The 23,300-nt window shown below is 75.3% G+C and carries 23 protein-coding genes, 1 tRNA gene and 1 pseudogene; 15 read left to right on the top strand and 10 right to left on the bottom strand.

All coding sequences use genetic code 11. From position 1 onward, the window contains the following. The first annotated feature begins 25 nt into the window (after nucleotides 1-25). A complete protein-coding gene (locus ACRYRX_RS01970; protein WP_432510115.1) occupies nucleotides 26-550 on the top strand; it encodes a GNAT family N-acetyltransferase in 525 nt (174 codons plus the stop codon). A 42-nt stretch (nucleotides 551-592) separates the two neighbouring features. Then, a complete protein-coding gene (locus ACRYRX_RS01975) occupies nucleotides 593-964 on the top strand; it encodes a DUF427 domain-containing protein (RefSeq protein WP_432510116.1) in 372 nt (123 codons plus the stop codon). A gap of 9 nt (nucleotides 965-973) precedes the next feature. Here ACRYRX_RS01975 and ACRYRX_RS01980 read toward each other — a convergent pair whose 3' ends face one another. The 3 genes from ACRYRX_RS01980 to ACRYRX_RS01990 form a co-directional block, all read right to left on the bottom strand. Further along, on the bottom strand, nucleotides 974-2,770 hold the full coding sequence (locus ACRYRX_RS01980) for a glycoside hydrolase family 15 protein (RefSeq protein ID WP_432510117.1): 1,797 nt from the start codon (nucleotides 2,768-2,770) through the stop codon (nucleotides 974-976). Between the two features lie 56 nt (nucleotides 2,771-2,826). Further along, a complete protein-coding gene (locus ACRYRX_RS01985) occupies nucleotides 2,827-3,063 on the bottom strand; it encodes a hypothetical protein (RefSeq protein ID WP_432510118.1) in 237 nt (78 codons plus the stop codon). A 489-nt stretch (nucleotides 3,064-3,552) separates the two neighbouring features. Next, nucleotides 3,553-4,068, bottom strand: a complete 516-nt coding sequence (locus tag ACRYRX_RS01990; protein WP_432510119.1) for a GNAT family N-acetyltransferase — start codon at nucleotides 4,066-4,068, stop codon at nucleotides 3,553-3,555. A 117-nt stretch (nucleotides 4,069-4,185) separates the two neighbouring features. Here ACRYRX_RS01990 and ACRYRX_RS01995 point away from each other — a divergent pair, with 117 nt between their 5' ends. Together ACRYRX_RS01995 and ACRYRX_RS02000 are read left to right on the top strand one after the other, a co-directional pair. Then, nucleotides 4,186-4,854 carry a DAK2 domain-containing protein gene (locus ACRYRX_RS01995; protein ID WP_432510120.1) on the top strand — a complete coding sequence of 223 codons (669 nt, stop codon included), beginning with the start codon at nucleotides 4,186-4,188 and terminating at the stop codon, nucleotides 4,852-4,854. Nucleotides 4,855-4,933: 79 nt separating this feature from the next. Beyond that, nucleotides 4,934-5,548 (top strand): YceI family protein, encoded by a 615-nt coding sequence (locus ACRYRX_RS02000; RefSeq protein ID WP_432510250.1) that lies wholly within the window; start codon nucleotides 4,934-4,936, stop codon nucleotides 5,546-5,548. Between the two features lie 96 nt (nucleotides 5,549-5,644). Here the strand turns inward: ACRYRX_RS02000 and ACRYRX_RS02005 are convergent, their stop codons facing one another. After that, nucleotides 5,645-6,781 carry a lycopene cyclase family protein gene (locus ACRYRX_RS02005; RefSeq protein WP_432510122.1) on the bottom strand — a complete coding sequence of 379 codons (1,137 nt, stop codon included), beginning with the start codon at nucleotides 6,779-6,781 and terminating at the stop codon, nucleotides 5,645-5,647. A 15-nt stretch (nucleotides 6,782-6,796) separates the two neighbouring features. Here ACRYRX_RS02005 and mscL point away from each other — a divergent pair, with 15 nt between their 5' ends. Both mscL and ACRYRX_RS02015 read left to right on the top strand, forming a co-directional pair. Then, nucleotides 6,797-7,231, top strand: a complete 435-nt coding sequence (mscL, locus tag ACRYRX_RS02010; protein ID WP_432510123.1) for a large conductance mechanosensitive channel protein MscL — start codon at nucleotides 6,797-6,799, stop codon at nucleotides 7,229-7,231. A gap of 107 nt (nucleotides 7,232-7,338) precedes the next feature. Then, a complete protein-coding gene (locus ACRYRX_RS02015; RefSeq protein ID WP_432510124.1) occupies nucleotides 7,339-7,632 on the top strand; it encodes a hypothetical protein in 294 nt (97 codons plus the stop codon). Here the strand turns inward: ACRYRX_RS02015 and ACRYRX_RS02020 are convergent. Both ACRYRX_RS02020 and ACRYRX_RS02025 read right to left on the bottom strand, forming a co-directional pair. Continuing rightward, the gene (locus ACRYRX_RS02020) at nucleotides 7,599-9,800 is read right to left on the bottom strand and encodes a putative bifunctional diguanylate cyclase/phosphodiesterase (RefSeq protein WP_432510125.1); all 2,202 of its coding nucleotides are present in this window, start codon (nucleotides 9,798-9,800) and stop codon (nucleotides 7,599-7,601) included. The genes ACRYRX_RS02015 and ACRYRX_RS02020 overlap by 34 nt on opposite strands. A 134-nt stretch (nucleotides 9,801-9,934) precedes the next feature. Beyond that, nucleotides 9,935-11,596: a P-loop domain-containing protein gene (locus ACRYRX_RS02025; RefSeq protein WP_432510126.1), complete on the bottom strand. Its 1,662-nt coding sequence runs from the start codon at nucleotides 11,594-11,596 to the stop codon at nucleotides 9,935-9,937. A gap of 73 nt (nucleotides 11,597-11,669) precedes the next feature. On the opposite strand from ACRYRX_RS02025, the gene ACRYRX_RS02030 reads away from it, so the two are divergent. Further along, on the top strand, nucleotides 11,670-13,358 hold the full coding sequence (locus ACRYRX_RS02030) for a GGDEF domain-containing protein (RefSeq protein ID WP_432510127.1): 1,689 nt from the start codon (nucleotides 11,670-11,672) through the stop codon (nucleotides 13,356-13,358). On the opposite strand, the gene ACRYRX_RS02035 is transcribed toward ACRYRX_RS02030, so the two are convergent. The 3 genes and pseudogenes from ACRYRX_RS02035 to ACRYRX_RS02045 all read right to left on the bottom strand — a co-directional run. Next, complete coding sequence (locus ACRYRX_RS02035; protein ID WP_432510128.1) at nucleotides 13,309-14,139, bottom strand: SDR family oxidoreductase; 831 nt, start codon at nucleotides 14,137-14,139, stop codon at nucleotides 13,309-13,311. The genes ACRYRX_RS02030 and ACRYRX_RS02035 overlap by 50 nt on opposite strands. Before the next feature lie 40 nt (nucleotides 14,140-14,179). Continuing rightward, on the bottom strand, nucleotides 14,180-14,803 hold the full coding sequence (locus tag ACRYRX_RS02040; protein WP_432510129.1) for a CG0192-related protein: 624 nt from the start codon (nucleotides 14,801-14,803) through the stop codon (nucleotides 14,180-14,182). Nucleotides 14,804-14,857: 54 nt separating this feature from the next. Further along, nucleotides 14,858-14,986, bottom strand: a pseudogene (locus ACRYRX_RS02045) (PPOX class F420-dependent oxidoreductase); the annotation flags it as partial. A gap of 132 nt (nucleotides 14,987-15,118) precedes the next feature. On the opposite strand from ACRYRX_RS02045, the gene ACRYRX_RS02050 reads away from it, so the two are divergent. The 3 genes from ACRYRX_RS02050 to ACRYRX_RS02060 are packed head-to-tail and all read left to right on the top strand — an operon-like array spanning nucleotide 15,119 to nucleotide 17,544. Beyond that, a complete protein-coding gene (locus ACRYRX_RS02050) occupies nucleotides 15,119-15,901 on the top strand; it encodes a sensor domain-containing protein (RefSeq protein ID WP_432510130.1) in 783 nt (260 codons plus the stop codon). After that, nucleotides 15,891-16,397 carry a SigE family RNA polymerase sigma factor gene (locus tag ACRYRX_RS02055; RefSeq protein ID WP_432510131.1) on the top strand — a complete coding sequence of 169 codons (507 nt, stop codon included), beginning with the start codon at nucleotides 15,891-15,893 and terminating at the stop codon, nucleotides 16,395-16,397. The genes ACRYRX_RS02050 and ACRYRX_RS02055 overlap by 11 nt, the downstream gene beginning before the upstream one ends. 49 nt (nucleotides 16,398-16,446) lie before the next feature. Then, on the top strand, nucleotides 16,447-17,544 hold the full coding sequence (locus tag ACRYRX_RS02060) for a GGDEF domain-containing protein (protein WP_432510132.1): 1,098 nt from the start codon (nucleotides 16,447-16,449) through the stop codon (nucleotides 17,542-17,544). 101 nt (nucleotides 17,545-17,645) lie between these two features. Here the strand turns inward: ACRYRX_RS02060 and ACRYRX_RS02065 are convergent. Then, nucleotides 17,646-17,729, bottom strand: a tRNA-Leu gene (locus ACRYRX_RS02065). Between the two features lie 151 nt (nucleotides 17,730-17,880). Here ACRYRX_RS02065 and ACRYRX_RS02070 point away from each other — a divergent pair. The 5 genes from ACRYRX_RS02070 to ACRYRX_RS02090 are packed head-to-tail and all read left to right on the top strand — an operon-like array spanning nucleotide 17,881 to nucleotide 23,291. Next, nucleotides 17,881-18,579, top strand: a complete 699-nt coding sequence (locus ACRYRX_RS02070; protein WP_432510251.1) for an FhaA domain-containing protein — start codon at nucleotides 17,881-17,883, stop codon at nucleotides 18,577-18,579. A gap of 13 nt (nucleotides 18,580-18,592) precedes the next feature. Further along, the gene (locus ACRYRX_RS02075; protein WP_432510133.1) at nucleotides 18,593-19,075 is read left to right on the top strand and encodes an FHA domain-containing protein FhaB/FipA; all 483 of its coding nucleotides are present in this window, start codon (nucleotides 18,593-18,595) and stop codon (nucleotides 19,073-19,075) included. Nucleotides 19,076-19,078: 3 nt separating this feature from the next. After that, the gene (locus tag ACRYRX_RS02080; protein ID WP_432510134.1) at nucleotides 19,079-20,458 is read left to right on the top strand and encodes a Stp1/IreP family PP2C-type Ser/Thr phosphatase; all 1,380 of its coding nucleotides are present in this window, start codon (nucleotides 19,079-19,081) and stop codon (nucleotides 20,456-20,458) included. Next, entirely contained in the window at nucleotides 20,458-21,831 is a 1,374-nt protein-coding gene (locus tag ACRYRX_RS02085) for an FtsW/RodA/SpoVE family cell cycle protein (RefSeq protein WP_432510135.1), read from the top strand. The genes ACRYRX_RS02080 and ACRYRX_RS02085 overlap by 1 nt, the downstream gene beginning before the upstream one ends. Next, on the top strand, nucleotides 21,828-23,291 hold the full coding sequence (locus ACRYRX_RS02090) for a peptidoglycan D,D-transpeptidase FtsI family protein (protein ID WP_432510136.1): 1,464 nt from the start codon (nucleotides 21,828-21,830) through the stop codon (nucleotides 23,289-23,291). The genes ACRYRX_RS02085 and ACRYRX_RS02090 overlap by 4 nt, the downstream gene beginning before the upstream one ends. The last annotated feature ends 9 nt before the right edge of the window (nucleotides 23,292-23,300 follow it).

A 23,300-nucleotide genomic window follows, 5' to 3' on the forward strand; every position in this document is an offset into this window, starting at 1 on the left:
GTGCCCGGGCTGCTGGGATCGGCGGGTGCTGATCCGTGCCGAGTCCCCCGCCGACCACGACGCCGTCCGCGCCGTCCACCGCGCCGCGTTCGGGGACGACGGCGACCACGTCGCCGCCGTCGCGGACGCGCTGCGCGCGGGGGGCCCGGCCTCGCTGGTCGCCGAGGTGGGCGGGACCGTCGTGGGGCACGTGGTGGTGGGCCGCAACCTGCTGGACGCCCCGCCGCGGCTGGTGGACGTGGGTGTCCTGTCGCCGCTGGCGGTGCTGCCGGGGTTCCAGCGCCGGGGCGTGGGGACGGCGCTGGTCGCGGCCGCGCGCGAGGTGGCGCGCGAGCGCGGGTGGCCGGCGCTGTTCGTGGAGGGCGACCCCGCGTACTGCTCCCGGCGCGGTTTCCGGCCCGGCGGCGGGCTGGGGTTCCGGCGGCCGTCGCTGCGGATCCCGCCGGCCGCGTTCGGGGTCGTGCTGCTCGACGGGTACGAGGAGTGGATGACGGGGACGCTCGTGCACGACCGGGTGTTCTGGGACCTCGACGCGGTCGGGTTGCGGTGAGCGCCGGGGAAGACGCGGGTCGCGGCCGGGGTTGCGCCGTGCATGACGACCCGTGAGCACCGCGAACCCGGCCCGGACCACCCGATCACGATCACCCCGACGGGCGGTGAGGTCGTCGTGCGCGTCGGTGACGTCGTCGTCGCCCGCACGTCGTCGGCGCTGACCCTGCGGGAGTCGACGTACCCGCCCGTGCAGTACGTCCCGCTCGCCGACGTCGACGAGCGGTTCCTGCGGCCGACCGGGACGCGGACGTGGTGCCCGTACAAGGGTGAGGCGTCGTACTGGACGCTCACCGCGGGCGGCCGGGAACTGCCCGACAGCGTGTGGGGTTACCCCGGCGCCTCCCCGGCGGTGGCGCCGATCGCCGGGCACGTCGCGTTCTACCCCGACCGGGTGGACGTGTCCGTCGGCTGACCCGCCGGCTCAGCCGTCGTGGACCTCGGCGTCGTCGCTGCGTTCGCCGCCGCCGTTGCTGAGGTGGTGGGCGGCGACGACGAGGGGGAAGTGGCTGAACGCCTGCGGGAAGTTCCCCAGCTGCCTGCGGGACACCGGGTCGTACTCCTCGGCGAGCAGGCCGACGTCGTTGCGCAGCGACAGCAGCCGCTCGAACAGCGCCCGCGCCTCGGCGGTGCGGCCGATGCCGTGCAGGGCGTCGACGAGCCCGAACGAGCAGGCCAGGAACACGCCCTCGGACCCGGGGAGCCCGTCCGCGGACTCCTCGGTGCGGTAACGCATCACGAGGCCGTCCTGGGTCAGGTCGCGCTGGATCGCCTCGACGGTGGCGACGACCCGCGGGTCGTCGAAGGGCAGGAAACCCACGCGCGGGATGAGCAGCAGGCTCGCGTCGAGGTTGTCCGAGCCGTACGACTGGGTGAACGTCCCGGTGGTGGGTGAGACGCCGTGGGCCAGGACGTCGGCGCGGATCTCGTCGCGCACGCGGCGCCAGCGCTGCACGGGGCCGGGCAGCCCGAACTCCTCGACGCTGCGGACCATGCGGTCCGCGGCGACCCAGGCCATCACCTTGGAGTGGGTGAAGTGCCGGCGGGGTCCGCGCATCTCCCACAACCCGTTGTCGGGTTCCTGCCAGCGGGCCTCCAGGTGGTGCATGAGGGCCTTCTGCAGGTTCCAGGAGTCGTCCTCGCGTTCCAGGCCGGCCTGCCGGGCCAGGAACAGGGAGTCGAGGACCTCGCCCCACACGTCGAGCTGGAGCTGACCGGCGGCCTCGTTGCCGATGCGTACCGGGGAGGAACCCTCGTAGCCCTTGAGCCAGGGCAGTTCCATCTCCGGCAGGCGCCGGGTGCCGTCGAGCCCGTACATGATCTGCAGGTCGCCGGGGTCGCCGGCCACGGTGCGCAGCAGCCAGTCCCGCCAGGCCCCGGCCTCCTCGACGTGGCCCGAGAGCAGCATCGCCTGCAGCGTGTAGGTCGCGTCGCGCAGCCAGCAGTAGCGGTAGTCCCAGTTGCGGGTGCCGCCGAGCTCCTCGGGCAGCGAGGTGGTCACCGCGGCCACTATCCCCCCCGTGGGGGCGTACGTCATGGCCTTGAGCACGACGAGGGAACGGGTGACCGCTTCCTCCCACCGGCCCTCGACGGTGTCCGTGCGGTTCCACTCGTCCCAGAACTCGACGGTGTCCTGCAGGGCGTGGAAGGGGTCGGGGCGGTGCGGCATCGGCTCGTGGCTCTTGCCCCAGGTGAGGACGAACGGGACCTGCTCGCCCTCGCGGACGACGAAGTCGGAGACGGAGGTGAGGTCGCGGCCCTGGATGTCCGCGGTGGACCAGAACCAGACCGAGTCCGGCCCGGCGACCGCTTCGAGCTCGTCCCCGCGCCGGCGGACCCACGGCACGATCGACCCGTAGTCGAAGCGGAGGGCGAGCTCGGAGCTCATGCGGACCTCGCCCTCGAGGCCCTCCACGACGCGGATGACGTCGGGGTGGTGGCCGCGCGGCGGCATGAAGTCGGTGACGCGGACGGTGCCGTCGGGGGTGTCCCACTCCGTCTCGAGGATCAGCGAGCTGCCCCGGTAGCGGCGGCGGCTGCACGTCGCCCCGCCGCTGGGGCCGAGCCGCCAGTGCCCCGCGTCCGGCGTGTCGAGCAGGGCCGCGAAGCACGCCGGGGAGTCGAACCTCGGGAAGCACAGCCAGTCGATCGAGCCGGTGCGGTCGATCAGCGCCGCGGTGTGCAGATCACCGATGAGCGCGTAGTCCTCGATCCGGGCCATGCCCCCATCGTGCCCCGCCGCGGTGGGTGACCGCGGCTCAGGGGGCCGCGGGCGTGTCAGCGCAGGTGGCCGGCGCTGACCGAGCGGAGGTGGCCGGTGCTGACCGAGCGCAGGTGGCCGTCGGTCTTGGGCGTGGTGGTCTTCGTGGTCGCGCCGGCCTTGACGGTCGTGGTGATCTTCACCGTGGTCCCGGTGGCCGGCACGGCGGCGGAGGCGGCCGGGGCGAGCGCGGCGCCGCCGAAGAGCATCGCGCCGGCGACGAGGACGGCGGCGAGCGAACGGGGCTTGGTCACGGTGGACTCCTTCTCGGTCGTTCGTCGAGACGGAGCGTCACCGACTACCCGAACATCGGCGGACATTCCAGCACGCTTGAGCGGCAAATTGGTAGTCTAGAAACTACTCTGCGTAATCATCTAGAAGGTGGCGAACGGCTGGCCCGGGGACGTCAGCTCCCGGGAACGCGCCGCGCCGACGTCGCCGCCGGACAGCACCGCGCCGATCCGCCGCCACCGCCCCGACCCCCCGGCCGGCGCCCAGGCCCCGACGGCTCCGGGACCGCCTCGACCGGCACCCGCTCCCCCGCCCGCCCGCCCGCGATCAGCCCGCCGCCGACGGGGACCAGCAGGACGTCGAACTCCCCCGCGTCCTCGAGCGGTTCCCGCGCAGCGGTTCCCCGGCGGACGACCGCGACACCACGTCGCCGACGCCGCGGAACGCGGACGCCCCGACCCGCCGGGAGTTCCCGGCTCCGGGTGGACCCGCGCCCCCGAGCGCGCGTCGAGTCAGGGGCCGGGTTCACCGAACGTCACGCGCATCTGGAGTTCCTGCCGCGTCGGGTCCAGGCCGTAGGGGGTCCGCAGCCCGGTGTCGACGAAACCCCGGCGGCGGTAGAACGCCTGCGCGCGGTGGTTGTCCTCGTGGACGTGCAGCGACAACCCGGTCGCGCCGGGACGGGTTCTGGCCCAGCGGGACACCTCCGCCAGCAACCGGTCCGCCAGACCCCCGCCGCGGTGCGCGGGGTCGACGTAGACGGACACCAGGAAAACCCCCCGCACGGGGTCGGTGAACGCCCCCATCGTCCCCACCCAGCGGCCCGTCGGCTGCTCGACCGCGACGACGGTGAAACTGCCCGGGTCCTCCATCCGCCGGCACCGCGCGCGCCACACCTCCTCGGTGTGGTCCCGGGCCGTCGCCAGGCTCTCGGCGAAGGCGTGCGGGGTGTCGGCGAGCATGCGCAACCGCAGGTCGCGCCAGCGTTCCCAGTCCGACTCGGTGGGCCTGCGCAGCAGCACGGTCACGCCGTCACCCTACGTCTGGCGATCACCCTGCCCCCGTGCGAGGCTCCGGAGGACGGGGTGCGACGTCGGCCCCGCCCGTAGCGACGACGTTCCTCGACGATGAGGTGGTGGTGAGCCGTGAGGCGACGAGTGACCACGACGGCGCGCGGTGGTGCGACGGCACCGGCCGGGACGTCGGTCTCCCTGGACGAGCTGGAACTGCGCGAGGCCGGGCGCCGGGTCGTGCCCCTGGCCGGGACGCGGGCCGCCGACCTGGACCTGCGCCGGGTCCTGACCTGGTGGCGGGGTTTCGAGCACCAGCTGCGCACCCGGACCGTCGAGCTGCACGGGTTGGGCGCGGAGATGGAACGGGGCGCGGGCGCGGTCGACGAGATCCTGCGGGGGCGCGAACCGCAGCGGACCGGGGACGTCTTCACGGCCGTCGCGACGGGTTTCGCCGGGGTCGCGGGGGTGCCGGCGCTGCTGGCGCCGTGGTTCTCCGAGCTCGCGCGCACCTGCGAGGAGGCGGCGGGGACGCACCAGCTGGCGGAGGCGGTGCGGGACGGGCTGGTCGCGGTCCAGCGGGCGGGTGCCCCCTCGCCGGGGGCGGGCTCGCTGGTGGACGCGCTGGCCCCGGCGGCCGAGGCGCTGGAGGGTGCGGACGTGGCGGGGGTGCCGGCGGTCGCGGCGCTGCACGCGGCGTACCGGGCGGCGGCTAACGGGACCCGGCACACCGTCGTCGACGGCGTGGTGGACCCCGGCGCGCTGGTCGTGACGTGGTTCTTCGAGCGGGGCACGGTCGTCTGACGAGGTAGTTGCACTTTGAAAGACTTCGGCGTACCTTCGAGGTGAGCAGTTGAAGCTGCAAACATCTACGGAGGTCACCATGGGCTGGTTCGGCGGCAAGAAGAACGAGGACACCACCACGATCACCCGCGACGCGGTCCCGACCGCGCTGCCCCTGGTCCCCGGGTACCGGGCCGGCACCTGGACCATCGACGCCAGCCACTCCGAGGTGTCCTTCACCGTCCGCCACATGGCCGTCAGCAAGGTCCGCGGCCGCCTCGGCACCGTCTCCGGGCAGATCGTCACCAGCGACGACCCCGGCGCCTCCTCCGTGACCGCCGAGGTCGACGTCACCACCATCACGACCTTCAACGAGCAGCGCGACGGCCACCTCAAGAGCGGCGACTTCTTCGAGGTCGAGGCCCACCCGCACGCCTCGTTCCGCTCCACCTCCCTGCACCACGACGGCGACGACTTCGTCCTCACCGGGGACCTGACCCTCAAGGGCGTCACCCGCCCCGTCACCCTCACCGTCGAGGTCTCCGGGTTCGGGCCCGACGCCTACGGCGGCACCCGCGCCGGCTTCTCCGCCAAGGGGCAGATCAACCGCCGCGACTTCGGCGTCGAGTTCGACGCCCGCCTCGACAACGGCGGCCTCGTCGTGTCGGACAAGGTCGACCTCGAGCTCGACGTCGAGGCCGTCCTCGAAGCCTGACCCCGCCGTGATCAAGGAAACCCCCACGCCGATCAAGGACTCACGTGTCCTTGATCGGCGTGGGGGTTTCCTTGATCGGCGTGGGGGTTTCCTCGATCACGGCGGGGGGTGGGGGGTGCGGGCCACGGCGGCGACCGCGCGGAGCATGTCCAGCCGGGGGGCGGTCGCCATGAGCGCCAGGTCCTGCGCCGGCGACGTCGACCCGTCGAGGAACCCCAGCACGCGGTGCACCGGGTTGCGGCGGAACAGGTCCACGAAGAACCCCGCCCCCAGCCGCCCGTCCGCCACCCCCCGCAGCACCACCGAGTCCATGAGCAGGTGCCGGCGCCGGTGCGGGGCCGGCAGGGTGAGCGGGCCGGGCAGCTGCGCGACCAGGGCGTCGGCCTGCCGCTGCAGCGTGCTGAACGAGTACCCCGTCGAGGGCCGCACCGACCCCGCCGCCGCCCCCCACCGCAGCACCCCCGGCGACGGCGACGGCGCGAACACCGCGTCCGTCATCGGGATCACCCCGGTCTCCGTCGCCACCACCTCGTGCGCGCCGATCCCCGCGCGCGCCGCGTACTCCCCCAGCCGGTCCCGGTACTGCCCCGCCGTCAGCAGGCCGGCGGAGAACTCCGTGTACTCCACCAGCGCCTCGGTCGCCGACGTCGGCAGCACGTAGCCGAAGGCCACGCCCCCCGCCGGCTGCGGCGTCCGGAAGTCCATCAGCGTCGCCGTGCGGACGTCGAACGTCGGGACCGCCGTCCGCACCCGGTGCCCCAGGAAGTGCTGCCACAGCAGCGTCCGGCCCGTCGTGGGCACCGGCACCGGCCGGGTGTCGACCGCCGGGGCCGGGGGGACCCCCGTCAGGACCCGCTCGTGCACGGGCACGCCCGCCCGGTCCAGCCGCTCCCGCACGGCCCGGTCCAGGTCCACGGAGGACAGGCTCCGGTAGCGCCACGACCCCAGCTCCGCCGTCACCGCCGCCCCGTCGGGCGCGATCACCCGGACCCGGGGCCAGCTCGCCGCGACGAGGTGCCCGAAGGGGCCCGGCCCGTGCGGCCCCCACGTGCTCCAGGTGCGCTCCGGGCTGCGCTCGCGGGCCCCCGCGGGCGCCTCGACGACCTCGAACGGGATCCCCGCGTCCACCAGCCGCCACGCCAGGCTCGCCCCCGCCGCGCCCAGGCCGACGACCGTCAGCCTCGCCCCGTCGTGATCTCCGCCCCTAGGGTCGGGCACGTCGTCGCCGGTCACGGGAGGGGAACGGACGTGAAGCTCGTCAACGGTTTCAGGGACTTCGTGCTGCGCGGGAACGTCATCGACCTCGCGGTCGCGGTCGTCATCGGGGCCGCCTTCTCGGGGGTCGTCAACTCGGTCGTGGACGGGCTCATCCACCCGATCATCGCGGCCATCGGCGGCGCCCCCAACCTGGAGGGCACGTGGGTGCTGGAACTGCGCGAGGTCGACGGCAAGGCCGTCGGCATCCAGTTCGGCACCATCGTGGGTGCCGTCCTGAACTTCCTCATCATCGCCGCGGCCGTCTACTTCCTCATCGTCACCCCCGTGAACCGGCTGCTGGCCCTGCGCAGGAAGGGCGAGGTCGAGGCACCCAAGTCGCCCGGCGAGGACGTCCTGCTGCTCACCGAGATCCGCGACCTGCTCGCGCAGCAGAGCGGCCGCAGCACCCGCACCCTCGACACGTGACTCCCACCGCGTTCCGAGGCGGTCCTGGGCGCGTCCACAGCGGCGCCGCCGACCGTCGAGGAGCACCGTCCGCCGAGGACGGCGCCCACCGCGCCCGAGGAGCACCCGTGAGCAACGCCGTCACCCCGTCCGTCCCCACCCGCGTGAAGTGGTGGCAGCGGCCGGTCGTCGCGATCGCGACGGTCGTCGCCGTCACCGGCCTGACCGGCGGTGTCGCGTACGCGGCGACCCGCGGCGACGCCACCGGCTCCGGCCGGCAGCAGGAGGCGCAGTTCCCCGGGGGCGGTCAGTTCCCCGGCGGGGGGCGGTTCCCCGGGCAGCAGGACCAGACCCGGCAGGGCCGGACCACGACCGGTCTCGCGCCCGGTCAGGCCTCCGGCGACTCCGCGCCCACCACCTGAGCCGGCTGCGCGGCCAGCCACCGGGTGAACTCCTCCGGCGGCAGCGGCCGCGCGTGCAGGTACCCCTGCGACTCGTCGACGTCCAGGCCGCCGAGCACCGCGCGGGTCGCCCCGTCCTCCACGCCCTCGGCCACCACCCGCAGCCCCAGCCGGTGCGCCAGCGCCACCGTCGCCTCCACGACGTCGGCCGTGCGGGGTTCGGACAGCACCCGCGCCGTGAACGCCCGGTCCAGCTTCAGCTCCGTCGCGGGCAGGTCCGTCAGGTACGCCAGCGAGGAGTACCCCGTCCCGTAGTCGTCGATGCTCAGCTGCACCCCGCGGCGGGTCAGGCCGTGCGCGACGGCGAGCGCCACGTCCGGGTCGGCCATGAGGGTCGTCTCGGTGACCTCCAGGACGAGGCGGCCCGGGGCGACGCCGTGGCGGGCGAGCACGCCGTCCACGACCCGCAGCAGGTCGGGGTGGGCCAGGCTGCTGGCCGAGACGTTCACCGAGATCCGCAGCGGCACCCCCCGGTGCGACCAGGCGGCGGCGCGGGCGGTCGCGCGGTCCAGCACGTGGGTGGTGAGGCGGTCCATGAGGCCCTGCTCCTCGACGAGGTCGAGGAAGGTCAGCGGCGGCAGCAGACCGCGGTCGGGGTGCTGCCAGCGGACGAGGGCCTCGACGCCGACGACGCGGCCCGACGCGACGTCGACCTGCGGCTGGTAGTGCAGGACGACCTCGCGGGCCGTGCGCTCGTCGTCGGCGAGGAGGCGGCGGACGTCGGCGGCCAGACCGGCGCGGTCCCGCAGCCGGGCGTCGACGTCGCGGTCGTAGACGCTGACGCCGCCGCCGGCGGTCTTCGCGGAGTACATGGCGGTGTCGGCCTGCCGCAGCAGCCGGTCGGGGTCCAGGGCGCCGCCGGGGGCGGAGCGGACCCCGACGGACAGGCCGATCTGGACGTCGTCGACGACGGCGGCGTGCAGGGCGCGCCCGATCCGCACGGCCTGGTCCTCGTCGCGGCACGGCAGCAGGACGGCGAACTCGTCGCCGCCGATGCGGGTGACGACGGCGTCGTCGGGCAGCACCCGCCGGGAGACCGCGACGACGCGGCGCAGCAGCTCGTCCCCGGCGTGGTGGCCGTGGCGGTCGTTGACCTCCTTGAAGCGGTCCACGTCGAGCAGCAGCATCGCGGCGGGGCGGCCGTCGTCGGCGAGGTGGTCGAGGGCGCGCAGCAGGGCCCGGCGGTTGCCGACACCGGTGAGCTCGTCGGTCAGGGCCAGGCGCCGGGACTCGTTGAGGTGGGCCAGCTCCCGGGCGAGGCGGACGATGCGGGCGCTGGCGCCCAGGACGGCGGCACCGGCGTAGAGGGTGACGGCCCAGCCGTCGCGGTGGCCGTCGACGGTGAGGACGGCGACGGCGGCGGCCAGGACGACGAGCGCCCCGGCGGCGGGGACCTGGGTCGTGGTGGGGGCGGGGGCGGCGCGGCCGGGCAGGGTGGAGGCGAAGGCGATGAGCAGGCAGGCCAGCGCCCAGCCGGCCTGGGCGTGCAGGGCGTCGGCGGTGCTGTCGCGGATCGTGGTGCTGAGGGCGAGGAGCCCGGCCAGGCCGCCCGCGACGATCCACAGCCGGACGTCGCGGGCCAGGCCGCCGACGGCGGCGACGGTCAGGGCGGTGCCGAGCAGGGTGACCAGGGCCGCGACGATCAGCAGCCACAGGTGGACCTGGGGCGCGGGCCACGCGGCGGGCAGGAACCCCCACCGCTGCTGGGCGAGCAGGCCCGCCGCGGCCAGGGTGAGGGCGGCGCTGACGCCGTTGAGCCAGTCGCCGGTGTCGGTGACGTAGGTGCGGTACCGGTTCCAGCGCACGATCGCGCCGTAGGCCGCCGGGGCGGCGACCAGCACCGAGACCCCGGCGACGGGCCCGGGGCGCAGGTCGGTGAGGAGGTTCGTGAGGGATCCGGCCGACAGGACCGCGACGGCGGCCGTCCACCAGCGCCAGGCGGGGTTCTCGTGCTCGAGGCGGTGGCGCCTGCCGAGCAGCAGGACGGCCAGCGCGGTGAGCTGACCGGCGCACAGCAGCGCGTCGGCGGCGGGCGCGGACGCACCGGGCAGCAGGGCCGCGACCACCGCCAGCACCCCGAGGGCGACCGTGGTGCCGCGGGCGCGGGGGCGGCGCGGGTGGGCAGGCACGTGGAGGTCATCGGCCGGGGGCGGTGCGGACTGGCTGGGCCGAACGGGTCGGCGGGCGGGCGGGGTGGGGAACGTTGACTCCCCGGTGCCGATGATCGGCACCGGGGAGTCAACGTTCCCCACCTCCCGACCCGTCACCGCAGCCCCGCCACCCGCAGCGCGCGCAGCCGGTTCAGCGCGGCGGCGACCTCGTGGCGGCGGGGGACGGCGACGTCGGCGGGCGAGCCGCCGGTCCAGCCGGTGACGGGGCCGGCGAGGTCGGCGTCGAGGAGGTCGAGGACCTCGGGCAGCGTGCGGCGGCCGTCGAGGTGCCCGGCGGCGACGGCGTGGTCGAGGGCCAGGCCCGCGCCGGTGACCTGGCCGGCGTCGGTGAACTGCCGGACGGCGCGGACGTCGACGTCGTGCTCGCCGAACCGGAGGGTGTCGGTGCCGACGGCGGAGACCCGCCGCTTGCCCTTCGCGGTGGCGTCGACGCTGCCCGGGTCGGGGACGCGGGCGCGGACGGCGGGGAACGTCCCGGCTTCGGCGACCCGCCCGGTGGGCCGGGCCGCGACCTCGCGGGCGCGGTCGGTGACGTCGCGGCACCGGTAGGAGTCCAGGAGCAGGACCCGGTCGGCGACGTCGAGGTAGTCGCCGGAGGAGCCCACGACCAGGACGGTGGACACGCCGTGGTCGTCGGCGAGGGAGCGGACGAGGTCGACGAACGGGTTGAGCGGTTCGGAGCTCTTGGCGACGAGCTCCTGCATGCGGGCGTCGCGGACCATGAGGTTCGTGGCGGCGGTGTCCTCGTCGACGAGCAGCAGCCGCGCGCCCGCCTCGAGCGCCTCCAGGGTCGCGGCGGCCTGCGAGGTGGCCCCGGAGGCGTCGGCGGTGGAGAAGTCGCGGGGGTCCAGGCCGCCGGGCAGGCCCGTGACGAAGGCGCCGACGTCGACGCGGGTCACGGCCCGGCCGTCCTCGGCGCGCAGCGCGACCGCGCCCGGGTCGGTGACGACCAGTTCGCGGCCGTCGCCGGGCACGTGGTCGTGGACCCCGGCCTCCAGCGCCCGCAGCAGCGTCGACTTGCCGTGGAACCCGCCGCCGACGACGACGGTGACGCCCGTGGGCACGCCCGCGCCGCTGACGCGGCCGCGGTGCGGGAGGTCGACCTCGACCCGCAGGGAGGGCGGGGACGTGAACGGCACGGCGCCGGGCATCGGCCGGTCGTCGACGCCGCTGGCGCGGGGCAGGACGGAGCCGTCGGCGACGAAGGCGACCAGGCCGAGGCGGGGCAGCTGCCCGCGCAGGTGGGCGGCGTCCTCGACGGCGTCGGCGAACGCGCGGGCGGCGTCGAGGTCGACGCCGAGGACGCGGTCGCGCACGAGGGCGGGCAGGTCGCGGGTCAGGTCGACGGCGGCGTCGTACCCGTCGATGCGGCGGCGCGGCCCCGGCAGGTGGTACCCCAGCCGCAGGACCGCCGAACCGTCCTCGGCGACCTCGAAGCTGCTGCGCTGCAGCACTTCCTGCCCGCCGGCGTCGATGCGGAACGGGCCGGGCGCGGTGGCGGCGGAACGGGCGAGGTACCCGGCGAGGGCGCGGCGGCGGACGGGGGAGGTCAGGTCGAGGGCCGCGAACGGGGTCCGCGCGCAGGTGACGTCCCACCGCGACGGCGGGGCGTACGGGTCGGCCTGGCCGTGCCGCATCGTGGCGGCGACCCCGTCGCGGCCGTCGCCGAGCGGCCAGGTCCGGCCCGTCAGGGAGCGGTAGCGGGCGTAGGGGGCCCCGTCGAGGCGTTGCAGCGTCTCCCGCAGTTCCGGCACCGGAGCAGGTTACGCACGGTCCGACCGGGTACGGGTCTGTCGAGGTCGTGCCCGGGTGGTCGATGGTGGAGGTGTGCTGACGGAGCGGACGGCCGACGACGACGCGGCGGACGAGGTGGCGGACGAGGTGGCGGACACCGCCGTCCTGCTGCTGCGCTCCGAACGCGCCCGCACCCGCGGCGACTACCGCGAGGGCCGCCGCCTGGCGCGGCGGGTCGTGGCGCTGGCCGGCGGCAGCGGTGACGACGCAGCCCTCGCGCAGGCGCTGCGGCTGGTGTGCAACCAGTCGCTGCGCCTGGGCGACCTGGAGGAGTCCGCCCGCAGCGGCGGTGACGCCTTCGCGGTCGCCGAGCGGCTCGGTGACGTCGCCGGGCAGGTCGAGACCTTGAACCTGCTGGCCTTCGCGTACCTGAACCTCGCGCTGTTCGACGAGGCCCTGCAGTCCGTCGAGCGCAGCGTCGAGCGGGTCGTGACCCTCGACGACCCCGACCTGCGGTCGGCGACGTTCAACCGGGCCGGGACGGTCCGCTCGGCCATGGGCGACTTCGACGAGGCCCGCGACCTGTTCGCGCGCGCCGCGGACGAGCTGGGGTCCGGGGACGTGTCCGGCGAGACGCGGTTCTGCCTCCTGACGAACACCGCCGACCTCGCCGTGCAGCGGGCCCACTCCGGCCACGCCGTCGCCCCGGAGGACCTGCGGCACGGCGTGGAGCTGTCCCGGCAGGCCCTCGCGCTGGCCGAGGAGGCGCAGAACCCGTACCGGCAGGCGATGTCCCTGCTGAACTCCGGGACCCTGTCGGCGTACCTGGACGAGCCGGACGTGGCGACCCGGGCGCTGGAGGCGTCGATGCGGCTGAGCCGCGACCACGGGTACCGCGGCCTGGAGCTCGGGGTGCTGGAGGCGTTCGCGGTGGACGCGCTGCGCCGCGACGCCTTCGCCGAGGCGCTGAGCCGGTTCGGGGACGTCGTGCGGCTGGCCGGGGAGCTGACCGACGCGACGGTCCTGGTCCGCGCCCACCAGCTCACCGCCCGCTGCCACGAGGAGCTGGGCGACTTCCGCTCGGCGCTCGCCTCCTACCGCTGCTTCCACGAGCTGGAGACCCGGCAGCGCACGCAGACCGCGCAGGTCCGGGCCCGGCTGCTGGGGCAGACGGTGGAGCTGCAGCAGCTGCGGTCGCAGGCCGCGGCGCTGGGGCGGCAGGCGCACGAGGACCCGCTGACGGGTCTGGACAACCGCCGCTCGTTCGACGCCCGGCTGCCGGAGCTGCTGGCGGGGCTGGGCGAGCGGGACCGGGTGTGCGTGGCGCTGCTGGACGTCGACCACTTCAAGGCCGTCAACGACACGTTCGGGCACGCCCTGGGCGACGAGGTGCTGCGGCGGCTCGCGACGCTCATGCGCGAGGAGGTGCGCCGCCGGGACGTGCTGGCCCGCATCGGCGGGGAGGAGTTCGCGCTGGTGTGCGTGCTGCGCGCCCCCGAACGCGTCGAGCACCTCGACGAAGGGCTGCAGCTGCGGCTGGACCGGTTGCGCCGCAGCGTGTCCGGGTACGACTGGGACGCCGTGGCGGACGGTCTGCGGGTGACGCTGTCGATCGGGGCCGTCCTGGCCCGGGCGAGCTCGGGGCCGGTCGCGGAGGACCTGCTCGCCCAGGCCGACCGGCTGCTGTACGCCGCGAAGGCCGCCGGGCGCGACCGGGTGCTGGCGCGGCCGTTCAGCGCCCGGCCAGGACGTCCTCCAGCGTCCGCGCCGGACGCCCCGTGACGGTGCGGACGGCGTCGGTCACGACGTCCAGCTCCCCGGCGGCGATGGCGGTGTACGTGCTGACCCACCCGTCGACCATCCACGCCGGCGCCCCGGACCCGGCGCGCGACGCGTACGCCTCCTCGACGGTCTCCTCCACGTAGCGGCACGGTGGCCCGCCGAACGCGGTGAGGCGGTCGGCGACCTCGGCCAGGGTCAGGGCCTCGGGCCCGGTGAGGTCGTAGCTGCGGCCCGCGTGGCTCTCGTCGAGCAGGGCCGCGAGCGCGACCTCGGCGACGTCGGCGCGCGCGACGGCGCCGACCCTCCCGGTGCCGGCGGGTCCGCGCAGCGCGCCGTCGGTGACGAACCCCGGCAGCACGTCGAGGTAGAAGGAGTCGCGCAGGAACGTCGTCTCGAAGCGCGCGGCCCGCAGCAGGTCCTCGGTCGCGGCGTGGTCGCGGGCGAACGTGAACGTGGCCGTCGGGGAGGCGTTCAGGAACGACGTGTAGACGACGCGGCGCACGCCCGCGGCGGCGGCGGCCTCCACGACCGTGCGGTGCTGGGCGAGCCGGTCGGCGTGCTCGGCCGCGGACACCAGCAGCAGCACGTCGGCGCCGTCGAGGGCGTGCCGCAGCGCCTCGCCGTCGTCGTAGGCGGCGGCCCGCACGTCGGCCCCGTCGAGGTCGGGCGCCCGGCCCGGGTCGCGCACGACGAGGCGTTGCGGGACGCCGGCGGCGGCCAGCCCGCGGGCCACCCGTCCCCCGACCTGACCGGTGGCGCCGGTGACGGCGATGAGACCCATGCCGCCACCCTGCCACCACCCGGCCACCACCCGGCCACCGTCAGGGCGCGGTGAGCACCGCGAGGACGGCCGGCTCGTCGTCGGCCCAGCGGCCGGTGAGGGTCTCCCCCGCGGCGGGCGCGGTCGTGCCCACGACGCGCAGGACGTGCAGCGTCCCGTGACCGGTCCCGATCGTCGTCACCGCGCCCTCGGTGGAGGTGGTGACCGCGGTGACCGCCGGGGAGTCGGGGTCGGCGCCGCTGCCGGTGGCGAACCCCTCCTTGGTGCCGGTCTCCAGGCGCCCGTCGACGGCGTTCTGCACGTCGGCCTCGGACCCGCCGGTCGCGATGGTGCGGCGCAGGGTGTCGGCGTACACGGGGTCGCCGGTGGCGTCGTACACCCAGCGCCGGCCCAGCACCGAGTGGTCCATCTCGGTGATGAGGAACTCCCCGGCGCCGGCGAGCGGGGCGCCGCGGTAGGTCAGCGGGACGTGCAGCACCCGGCCGCCGGTGCGCACGAGGATCGTCTCGACCCCCACCTCCCCGGCGGGGTCGTCGAACCGGAAGCGGCCGGCGACGACGGCCTCGTCGCCGGGGGTGAACCCGCTCCACGGCTGCGACGGCAACCAGCCGGTGATCGCGTCGAGCTTGGACGGGGACAGCTGGGCGTTGTGGATGACGGCCATGACCGGAACCTACTGGGGCGGCTGCCCGTGGACCCGCCCGACGGGCAGCCGCACGACGCGCCGCCGGTCGGGGTCGTAGCGGTGCGTGACGTCGGACAGCTGCGGCCGCCCGTCGCGCTCGAGCGTCACCAGGACGCCGTTGCGGGTGGAGCCGACGAGGTCGAGCAGCGCGTCACCGGTCACGGCGGTGCGAAGTGCCGGACCGGCGGGTTCCTCCCCGCCGCACGGGCGGTTCGTGGAGGAACCGTGTAACAGGAGCGGCGGCGGGGGCGTCCTCGGAGCAGTGCACGATCGACGGAGGAAGAGGTGAGGCGCGTGGACGACGACCCGCTCGTGGCGGCCCTGCGCCGGCGCGACCCGGCCGACCACCCGCTGGGGACGGAGCAGCTGCTCCAGGGCGCCCGGCGCCGGGCGGGCCGGCTGCGGGCGCGGCGGCGCGCCGGCATCGCGGCGCTGGTCCTGGCGCTGGTGGGGGTGCCGGTGGGGATCGGTGTGGGCGGGGGGCTGCCGGGGGGCACCTCGCGCCAGACCGTCGTCGCCGACCCGGCCCCGGCGGGCGTCCCCGTCGAGGCCGCGCAGATGCTGCCGGACAGCACCGTCGCCGTCACCCTGCCCGGAGCCGTGCGCGGGGAGGACGAGGTGCAGGCCGCGGGCGCGGACGTCAACGCCGGGCTGTGCACCGACGTGCAGTTCACGGCGTCGGCGCTGCTGGGCGGCCGCACCCGGACGTGGGAGGTGGGCGCGACCCGCGAGGCCGTGTCCCAGACCGTCCGCCGGTTCGGCACCACGGGCGCGGTCGCGTACGTGCAGGCCGCCCGCGACCAGGTCGCGGCGTGCGAGGCGTCCGCACCCGAGACGGGTGCGTGGACCCTCGTGGGCGACGGCAGCACCGGGCCGAACGACATCGTCACCGCGTGGGCGGTGGTGCAGGACGTGGACCCCGACAGCTCGCTGTACCGGGTGCGGGGCGTCGTCGAACGCGACGGGGTGGTGGTCGACGTGACCGCGGACCTGGTCCGCGCGAACCCGGACACGCTGTCGCAGGAGGTGGCCGACCTCGCGATCGGCGGGCTGGACGCGGTGCTCGGTGCGAGCTGACGGCCGGGGGCTGGACTACGAGGAGTTCGTCGCGGCGCGCGGGCCGGCCCTGCAACGGCTGGCCCGCGGTCTGCTGCGCAACCCCGCCGACGCCGAGGACGTCGTGCAGGACGTCCTGGCGAAGGCGCTGCTGAAGTGGGGCCGCATCTCCGGCGCCGACGACCCCGTCGCGTACGTGAACCGGATGCTCGTCAACGAGAGCACGTCGTTCTGGCGGCGGGCGGTGCGCCGCGAGGACTCCACCGCCCCCGAGGACCTGCCCGCCACCGCGGCCGCCGACGCCCACCAGCGGTTCCTGGACCGCGACGCGCTGCTCGCGGCGGTGCGGACGCTGCCGGGCAAGCAGCGGTCCGTCGTCGCGCTGCGCTACCTCGACGAGATGGAGGACGAGCGCATCGCCGACGTCCTGGACATGTCGGTGGGTGCGGTGCGGGTCAACGCCAGCCGCGGGCTGGCGAAGCTGCGGGAGGCGATGCGGCTGCCGGTGGAGGTCTGAGACCGGGGCCGGGGCTGCAGTCGGCACCCCCGGCTGCCGATGCGGTGACGTGGGATCGAGCCGGGCAGGACGCGCGCGGGCGGCCGAGGCCGCCCCCGACGCGACCTCGGGCCGCGCCTCGCTGCGGGCGAGCGAGCTGTTCACCGTGCTGTGCGCCCCCGGCCTGCTGCTCCTGGCGCTGGGGGTCGTGTTCGTGGTGCCGCAGCTGCTGCACCCGGGCGCGGCCGCCGTCGTCCTCCTCGGGGGCCTGCTGGCGCCCCCGGTCGCCGCCCTCGCCGTCCTGCGGCAGCGGCGCACCCGGCGCCCCCAGGGCTGGTGGTCGGTGTGGGCGACCTGCGTCCTGTCCGTCCTCACCCTCAGCGTCAGCGACCCCGCGTTCCGGCAGACGGCGGTGATGTCGCTCGTCGTGGGTCCCCTGTACGCCGCCATGTTCACCAGCACCCGCGCCGTGCTGGGCCACCTGGCCCTGGCCCTCGCGGCCGGTTCCGCCATCGTCGCCGCGGTGCCGGGGGACGGGCTGGAACGAGGGCTGCGGGTGGTCGCGGTGCAGATGGTGCTGGTGCTGAGCGTCGCCGGGCTGTTCGTCCTGCGCCGCCGCCTCGACGCCACGGTCGAGCAGCTGACCGCCGCGCGCGACCGGGCCGACCACCTCGCCGGGCACGACCCGCTGACGGGCCTGCTGAACCGGCGCGGGTTGCGGGCCGCGCTCGCGGCGACCTCCCCCGACGGGACGGCGGCCGGGCTCGGCCCGACGGGCGCGGTCCTGCTCGACGTGGACCACTTCAAGTCCGTGAACGACACCTTCGGCCACGACGCCGGGGACGCGGTGCTGGCCCGGGTCGCGGCGGTCCTGGCCGCGACCGCCCGCCCCACCGACCTCCTCGCCCGCATCGGCGGCGAGGAGTTCCTCCTGATCGCCACCACCTCCGACCCCGCGGACGTGGCCGACCTCGGCGAGCGGCTGCGGGCGGCCGTGGCCGCGGACGGTGGGCGCCCCCCGGTCACCGTCAGCGCCGGCGTGGCGTTCTGCCCCCCGGGCACGGTCGTGCCGTGCCTCGTGGAGGAGCTGCAGACCCGGGCCGACGAACTGCTTTACCGGGCGAAGAGCACCGGCCGCAACCGCGTGTGCGTCCAGCCGCACCCGTAGCGGCCGGACCGCGGCACCGCGCCGCCGTGGGCATCACCGGAGGACGACGACCCCGGGAACGACGAAGGCCCCGGTCAACCGACCGGGGCCTCCACCACACGTGCGCGAGGGGGGAGTTGAACCCCCACGCCCTTTCGGGCACACGGACCTGAACCGTGCGCGTCTGCCTATTCCGCCACTCGCGCGTGCTGAGAGCAACCGTACCAGTCCCGGGAGGCTCCTCACGCCACCTCCACGTCCGCGCACCCCGGCTCCACGGCTGGGCGGGGGGTCCCCGGCTACGATTGCCGGGGCTGGGACGACCGGCGCGATCTTGGAGGGGGGCTCGACGTGGGAGTGCTCGACCGTTTCGAACGCGGCGTGGAGCGTGCCGTCAACGGGGTCTTCGCGCGCGCCTTCCGCAGCGAGGTGCAGCCCGTCGAGGTCGCCAGCGCGCTGCGCCGCGAGCTCGACGACCGCGCCGCGGTGCTCTCGCGGGGGCGCACGCTCGTCCCGAACAGCTTCATCGTCGAGCTCGGCCCCACCGACCACGACAAGATCGCCTCCTGGCAGGACACCCTCGCCGACGAGCTCGTCGCGGCCGTCACCCAGCACGCCGAGAAGCAGCGGTACAGCTTCGTCGGCCCGGTGCGGGTGGCGTTCCACGAGTCCGACGACCTCGAGACGGGCGTGTTCCGCGTCCTGTCCTCCACCGTCCGGGGGCGGGTGGCCCCCGCCACGCCCCGCACGGACCAGGCCGGGCGGCCCCGGCTCGAGGTCGACGGCCGCGGGTACGTGCTCGCGGAGGCGGTCACGGTGCTCGGGCGCGGCTCGGACGCCGACGTCGTCCTGGACGACCCGGGCGTCTCGCGCCGGCACGCCGAGGTCCGGGTGGCCCCCGGCGGCGCCCGCGTCACCGACCTCAGCTCCACCAACGGCACGTTCGTCGACGGCGAGCGCGTCTCCTCCGTCGACCTCTACGACGGGGCCGTCATCACCGTGGGCCGCAGCAAGCTCGTGTTCCACGCGGCCCGGCGCGACGAGGGCTGGACGTGACGGGGACGGCTCCGTGAGCGAACTGACCCTCACCGTCCTGCGGTTGGGCCTCCTCGTCGTCCTGTGGCTGTTCGTCCTGGCCATCGTGGGCGTCCTGCGCGCGGACCTGCTGGGCACCCGCGTCACGGCCCGGCGCACCGAGCGGGCCGCGTCCCGCGCGCCGCGGGCCCCCGTGGAGGCCCCGGCCGAACCGGCCCGCCGGCGCGCGACCCTCGTCGTGACGGAGGGCTCGCTGCGCGGGACGACCCTCGCGCTGGGGCAGGCCCCCGTCCTCATCGGCCGCGGCAGCGACTGCACCCTCGTCCTGGACGACGAGTACGCCTCCACCAAGCACGTCCGCATCACCCCGCAGCCCGGGGGCGAGGGCTGGGTGGTGGAGGACCTGCAGTCCACCAACGGGTCGTTCCTCGGTCGTGACCGCCTGACCTCCCCCGCCCCCTTCGAGCCCGGGACGCCGCTGCGGATCGGCAAGACCGTGCTCGAACTCCGGAGGTAGCCCGTGGCCATCGCGCTGAACTTCGCCGCGCGCTCGGACGTCGGGCTGGGCCGCACCACCAACCAGGACTCCGGGTACGCCGGCCCGCACCTGCTGGTCGTGGCCGACGGGATGGGCGGGCACGCCGGCGGTGACGTCGCCAGCTCCCTGGCGGTGGGCGAGATGTCCGTCCTGGACGGGGAGTCGCACGGCAGCGACGACGCCGCCCAGCACCTGCACGACGCGATCGAGGCCGCCAACGAGCAGCTGCGCCGCCGGGTCGAGACCGAACCGGACCTGACCGGGATGGGCACGACCGTCACCGCGATCCTGCGGGCCGGGTCGCGGCTGGTGCTGGCGCACATCGGCGACTCCCGCGGGTACCTGCTGCGCGACGGGCGGCTGACGCAGCTCACGAAGGACCACAGCTACGTCCAGTCCCTCATCGACGAGGGCCGCATCAGCCCCGAGGAGGCCGAGCGCCACCCGCAGCGGTCGGTGATCATGCGGGTGCTGACCGGGCGCGGCGACGACGAGGCGGACGTGTCGGTCCGCGAGGCGCGGCCCGGCGACCGGTACCTGCTGTGCAGCGACGGGCTGTCCGGCGTCGTCAGCCACGACACCCTGGCCGAGACCCTCGCCGCGGGCGCCGACCCCGACACCACCTGCCAGCGGCTCGTCGAGCTCGCGCTGCGCGGCGGCGGCCCGGACAACATCACCTGCCTGGTCGCCGACGTCGTCGAGCTCGACGCCGGGCACGCCCCGTCGACGACGCCGCAGGTCGTGGGCGCCGCCGCGTTCCACCGCCCGCGCCGGTCCTCCGCGGCCGGGACCCCCGCCGCCCGGGCCGCCGCGCTGCGCGCCGCGCAGGACGAGTCCGGCGACGACGCGGAGGACGACCACGAGGGCGGGGGCCGCCCGGCCCTGACCGCGCGCGAGCGCCGCCGCCGGCGGGTGCGCTGGATCGCCGGCCCGCTGCTGCTGGTGGTGCTCCTGGCCGCCGGCGGCTTCGGGGTGTGGCGCTGGAGCCAGCAGCAGTACTTCGTGGGCGAGGACGACGGGACGGTCGCGATCTACCAGGGGCTGTCGCAGGACATCGGCCCGCTGCGCACGTCGCACGTCCTGGAGAGCACGAGCATCGCCGTCGCGGACCTGTCGACGACGTGGGCGAACCGGGTCCGCGCCCGGGTCACCTCCAGCAGCCTGGCCGACGCGCGGGAGCTGGTGGGCAACCTCGAGGAGAACGCGGCCGCCTGCCGGGCGGCCGTCGCGGCGAGCACGCCCACGGCCGCCCCGACGGCGGACCCGACGACCAACCCCACGACCAGCCCCACGACCAGCTCCCCCACGAGCTCGCCCACCACCGGGAGCGTCACGCCCCAGGACTGCGGAGGGGTCGGCTGATGGCGACCGTGCTGCCCGTGTACCCCACGACCCGGCGCAACGTCGAGCTGCTGCTCGTCGTGGCGGCCGTGGCCATCGCGGGCGGGGCGTGGGCCGTCGTCGGGCTCACCGTCGACGGCGCGCTGCCGCCGAACCTGTTCGCCTACGCCGGCGGCCTGGGCGGGCTGGCGATCGCGCTGCACCTGCTGCTGCGGTGGCGGGCCAGGCACGCCGACCCGCTGCTGCTGCCGGTGGCGACCCTGCTCAACGGCATCGGCCTGGTGATGATCCACCGGCTCGACACCGCCCTCGACACGTCCTCGGCGTCCCGGCAGTTCATCTGGTCCGCGCTGGGGATCGTCGCGGCCGGGGTGGTCCTGGCGTTCGTGCGCGACCACCGCATCCTGCGCCGGTACACGTGGACGGCGGCCGTCGCCGGTCTGGTCCTGCTGCTGCTGCCGATGGTCCCGGGCCTGGGCCGCACCGTGAACGGGGCCCGCATCTGGATCGGCCTGGCCGGTTTCACCTTCCAGCCCGGGGAGCTGGCGAAGATCTGCCTGGCGGTGTTCTTCGCCGGGTACCTCGTGGTGCACCGCGACGCGCTGAGCCTGACCGGGCGCAAGGTGCTGTTCCTGCAGCTGCCCCGCGCCCGCGACCTCGGCCCGATCCTGCTGGCGTGGGTCGCCAGCATCGGGATCCTCGTGCTGCAGCGCGACCTGGGGACGTCGCTGCTGTTCTTCGGGCTGTTCGTCGCGGTGCTGTACGTGTCGACCGAGCGGGTCTCCTGGATCGTGCTGGGGCTGCTGATGTTCTCGGCCGCGGCGGTGTTCGCGGCGACGACGATGAGCCACGTCCAGGCCCGCGTCGACATCTGGCTGCACCCGTTCACGGCGGAGAACCGCAGCGGGTCCAGCTTCCAGCTCGTCCAGGGCCTGTACGGCATGGCCAACGGCGGGCTGACCGGCACCGGGCTCGGCGAGGGCCGCCCGCAGACCGTGCCGTACGCGAACTCGGACTTCATCTACGCCTCCCTGGGCGAGGAGCTCGGCCTGGCCGGGCTGTTCGCGGTGCTGGTCCTGTACGTCGTGCTGGTGGAGCGGGGGCTGCGGACGGCCATCGGCGTCCGCGACGGCTTCGGCAAGCTGCTCGCCGCGGGGCTGGCGTTCTCGGTGACGCTGCAGGTGTTCGTCGTCGTCGGCGGCGTCACGCGGGTCATCCCGCTGACCGGCCTGACGATGCCGTTCCTGGCCGCGGGCGGGTCGTCCCTGGTGTCGAACTGGATCGTCGTGGCGCTGCTGCTGCGGGTGTCGGACCTGGCCCGCCGCCCCGCCGCGGAGGTCCGCAACGGCCCCGGCGACGACACCGGCGTGACGCAGGCGGTGAGGACGGTATGAACCGCCCGCTGCGCCGGCTGTCCCTCGTGGTGGCGTTCCTGTTCTTCGCGCTGTTCGCGTCCACGACGTGGATCCAGTTCATCACCGCCGGGAAGCTCAACGCGATGCCGGGCAACTCCCGGCAGCTGTACGCCGAGTTCGGCCGCGAGCGCGGCGCGATCCTCGTCCAGGGCGGTGCGGCGATCGCGGCGAGCACCCCCGTCGACGACGCCTACCAGTACCAGCGCTCCTACCCCGCCGGGCAGCTGTACGCGCCCGTGACGGGGTTCTACTCCCTGCGGTACGGGACGTCGGGGATCGAGCGCGCCGAGAACGACGTGCTGTCCGGTTCGGCCGACGAGCTGTTCTACCGGAACCTGTCGAGCCTGCTGACCGGGGAGAAGCCCAAGGGCGCCGACGTGACGCTGACGCTGGAGCCGAAGGTGCAGCAGGCGGCGTGGGACGCGCTGGACGGCCGCAAGGGCGCCGTCGTCGCGCTCGACGCGCAGACCGGGGACGTGCTGGCGATGGTGTCCAGCCCCGGCTACGACCCGAACACCCTGGCCAGCCACGACGGCACCGCGCAGGAGCAGGCGTGGACGGCGCTGAACGCCGACGAGGACGACCCGCTGATCAACCGGGCGACGTCGGCGCTGTACCCGCCGGGGTCGACGTTCAAGCTGGTGACGGCGGCCGCGGCGCTGGAGAGCGGCGACTACACCGCCGACACGCTGGTCGCGGGGCCGCAGGAGCTGGCGCTGCCGCAGACGAGCAACACCCTGAAGAACGACGAGGGCACGGCCTGCGGGCCGAACGACCAGGTGTCCCTCGCCGACGCGCTGAGGATCTCCTGCAACACCGCGTTCGGGGACCTGGGGCTCAAGCTCGGTGCGGACGCCCTCGGGGAGCAGGCCGCGAAGTTCGGCTTCGGGCGGTCGCTGACGATCCCGACCGCGGTCGCGACGAGCAGCTTCCCCACCGGTGAGGACGTCGCCGGGCCGCTGCTGGCCTACTCCGGCATCGGCCAGGGCAACGACCTCGCGACGCCGCTGCAGGTCGCGATGATCTCGGCGGCCATCGCGAACGACGGCGTCGTCATGGAACCGAACCTGGTCGCGGAGGTCCGCGAGGCCGGTGACTCCGGCAGCGTCGTGGAGCGGCCGTCGCCGTCGGAGCTGGGGCGCGCGGTGAGCTCGGAGAACGCGCGGACGCTGCAGCGGATGATGGAGCTGGTCGTGACCAGCGGCACCGGGACCCGCGCGAAGATCGACGGGGTGACGGTGGGCGGCAAGACCGGCACCGCGCAGCACGGTGCGGGCCTGCCGCCGTACGCCTGGTTCACGTCGTTCGCCGACGACGGGGACGAGAAGGTCGCGGTGGCCGTGGTCATCGAGGACGGCGGCTCGACCGAGAGCGCGTACGGCGGGCGGCTGTCCGCACCCGTCGCCAAGACGGTGATGGAGGCGGCCCTCGATGGGTGAGCGCAAGGA

Origin of the sequence: Kineococcus lubricus (assembly GCF_050871965.1) — a bacterium.
Lineage (GTDB): Bacteria > Actinomycetota > Actinomycetes > Actinomycetales > Kineococcaceae > Kineococcus.

Bases quoted from the DNA above. Each gene is read 5' to 3' on its own strand.
- ACRYRX_RS01975 (WP_432510116.1), top strand. From the start codon at position 593: ATGACGACCCGTGAGCACCGCGAACCCGGCCCGGACCACCCGATCACG.
- ACRYRX_RS01980 (WP_432510117.1), bottom strand. From the start codon at position 2,770: ATGGCCCGGATCGAGGACTACGCGCTCATCGGTGATCTGCACACCGCG.
- ACRYRX_RS02000 (WP_432510250.1), top strand. From the start codon at position 4,934: ATGGGCTGGTTCGGCGGCAAGAAGAACGAGGACACCACCACGATCACC.
- ACRYRX_RS02035 (WP_432510128.1), bottom strand. From the start codon at position 14,139: ATGGGTCTCATCGCCGTCACCGGCGCCACCGGTCAGGTCGGGGGACGG.
- ACRYRX_RS02040 (WP_432510129.1), bottom strand. From the start codon at position 14,803: ATGGCCGTCATCCACAACGCCCAGCTGTCCCCGTCCAAGCTCGACGCG.
- ACRYRX_RS02085 (WP_432510135.1), top strand. From the start codon at position 20,458: ATGGCGACCGTGCTGCCCGTGTACCCCACGACCCGGCGCAACGTCGAG.
- ACRYRX_RS02090 (WP_432510136.1), top strand. From the start codon at position 21,828: ATGAACCGCCCGCTGCGCCGGCTGTCCCTCGTGGTGGCGTTCCTGTTC.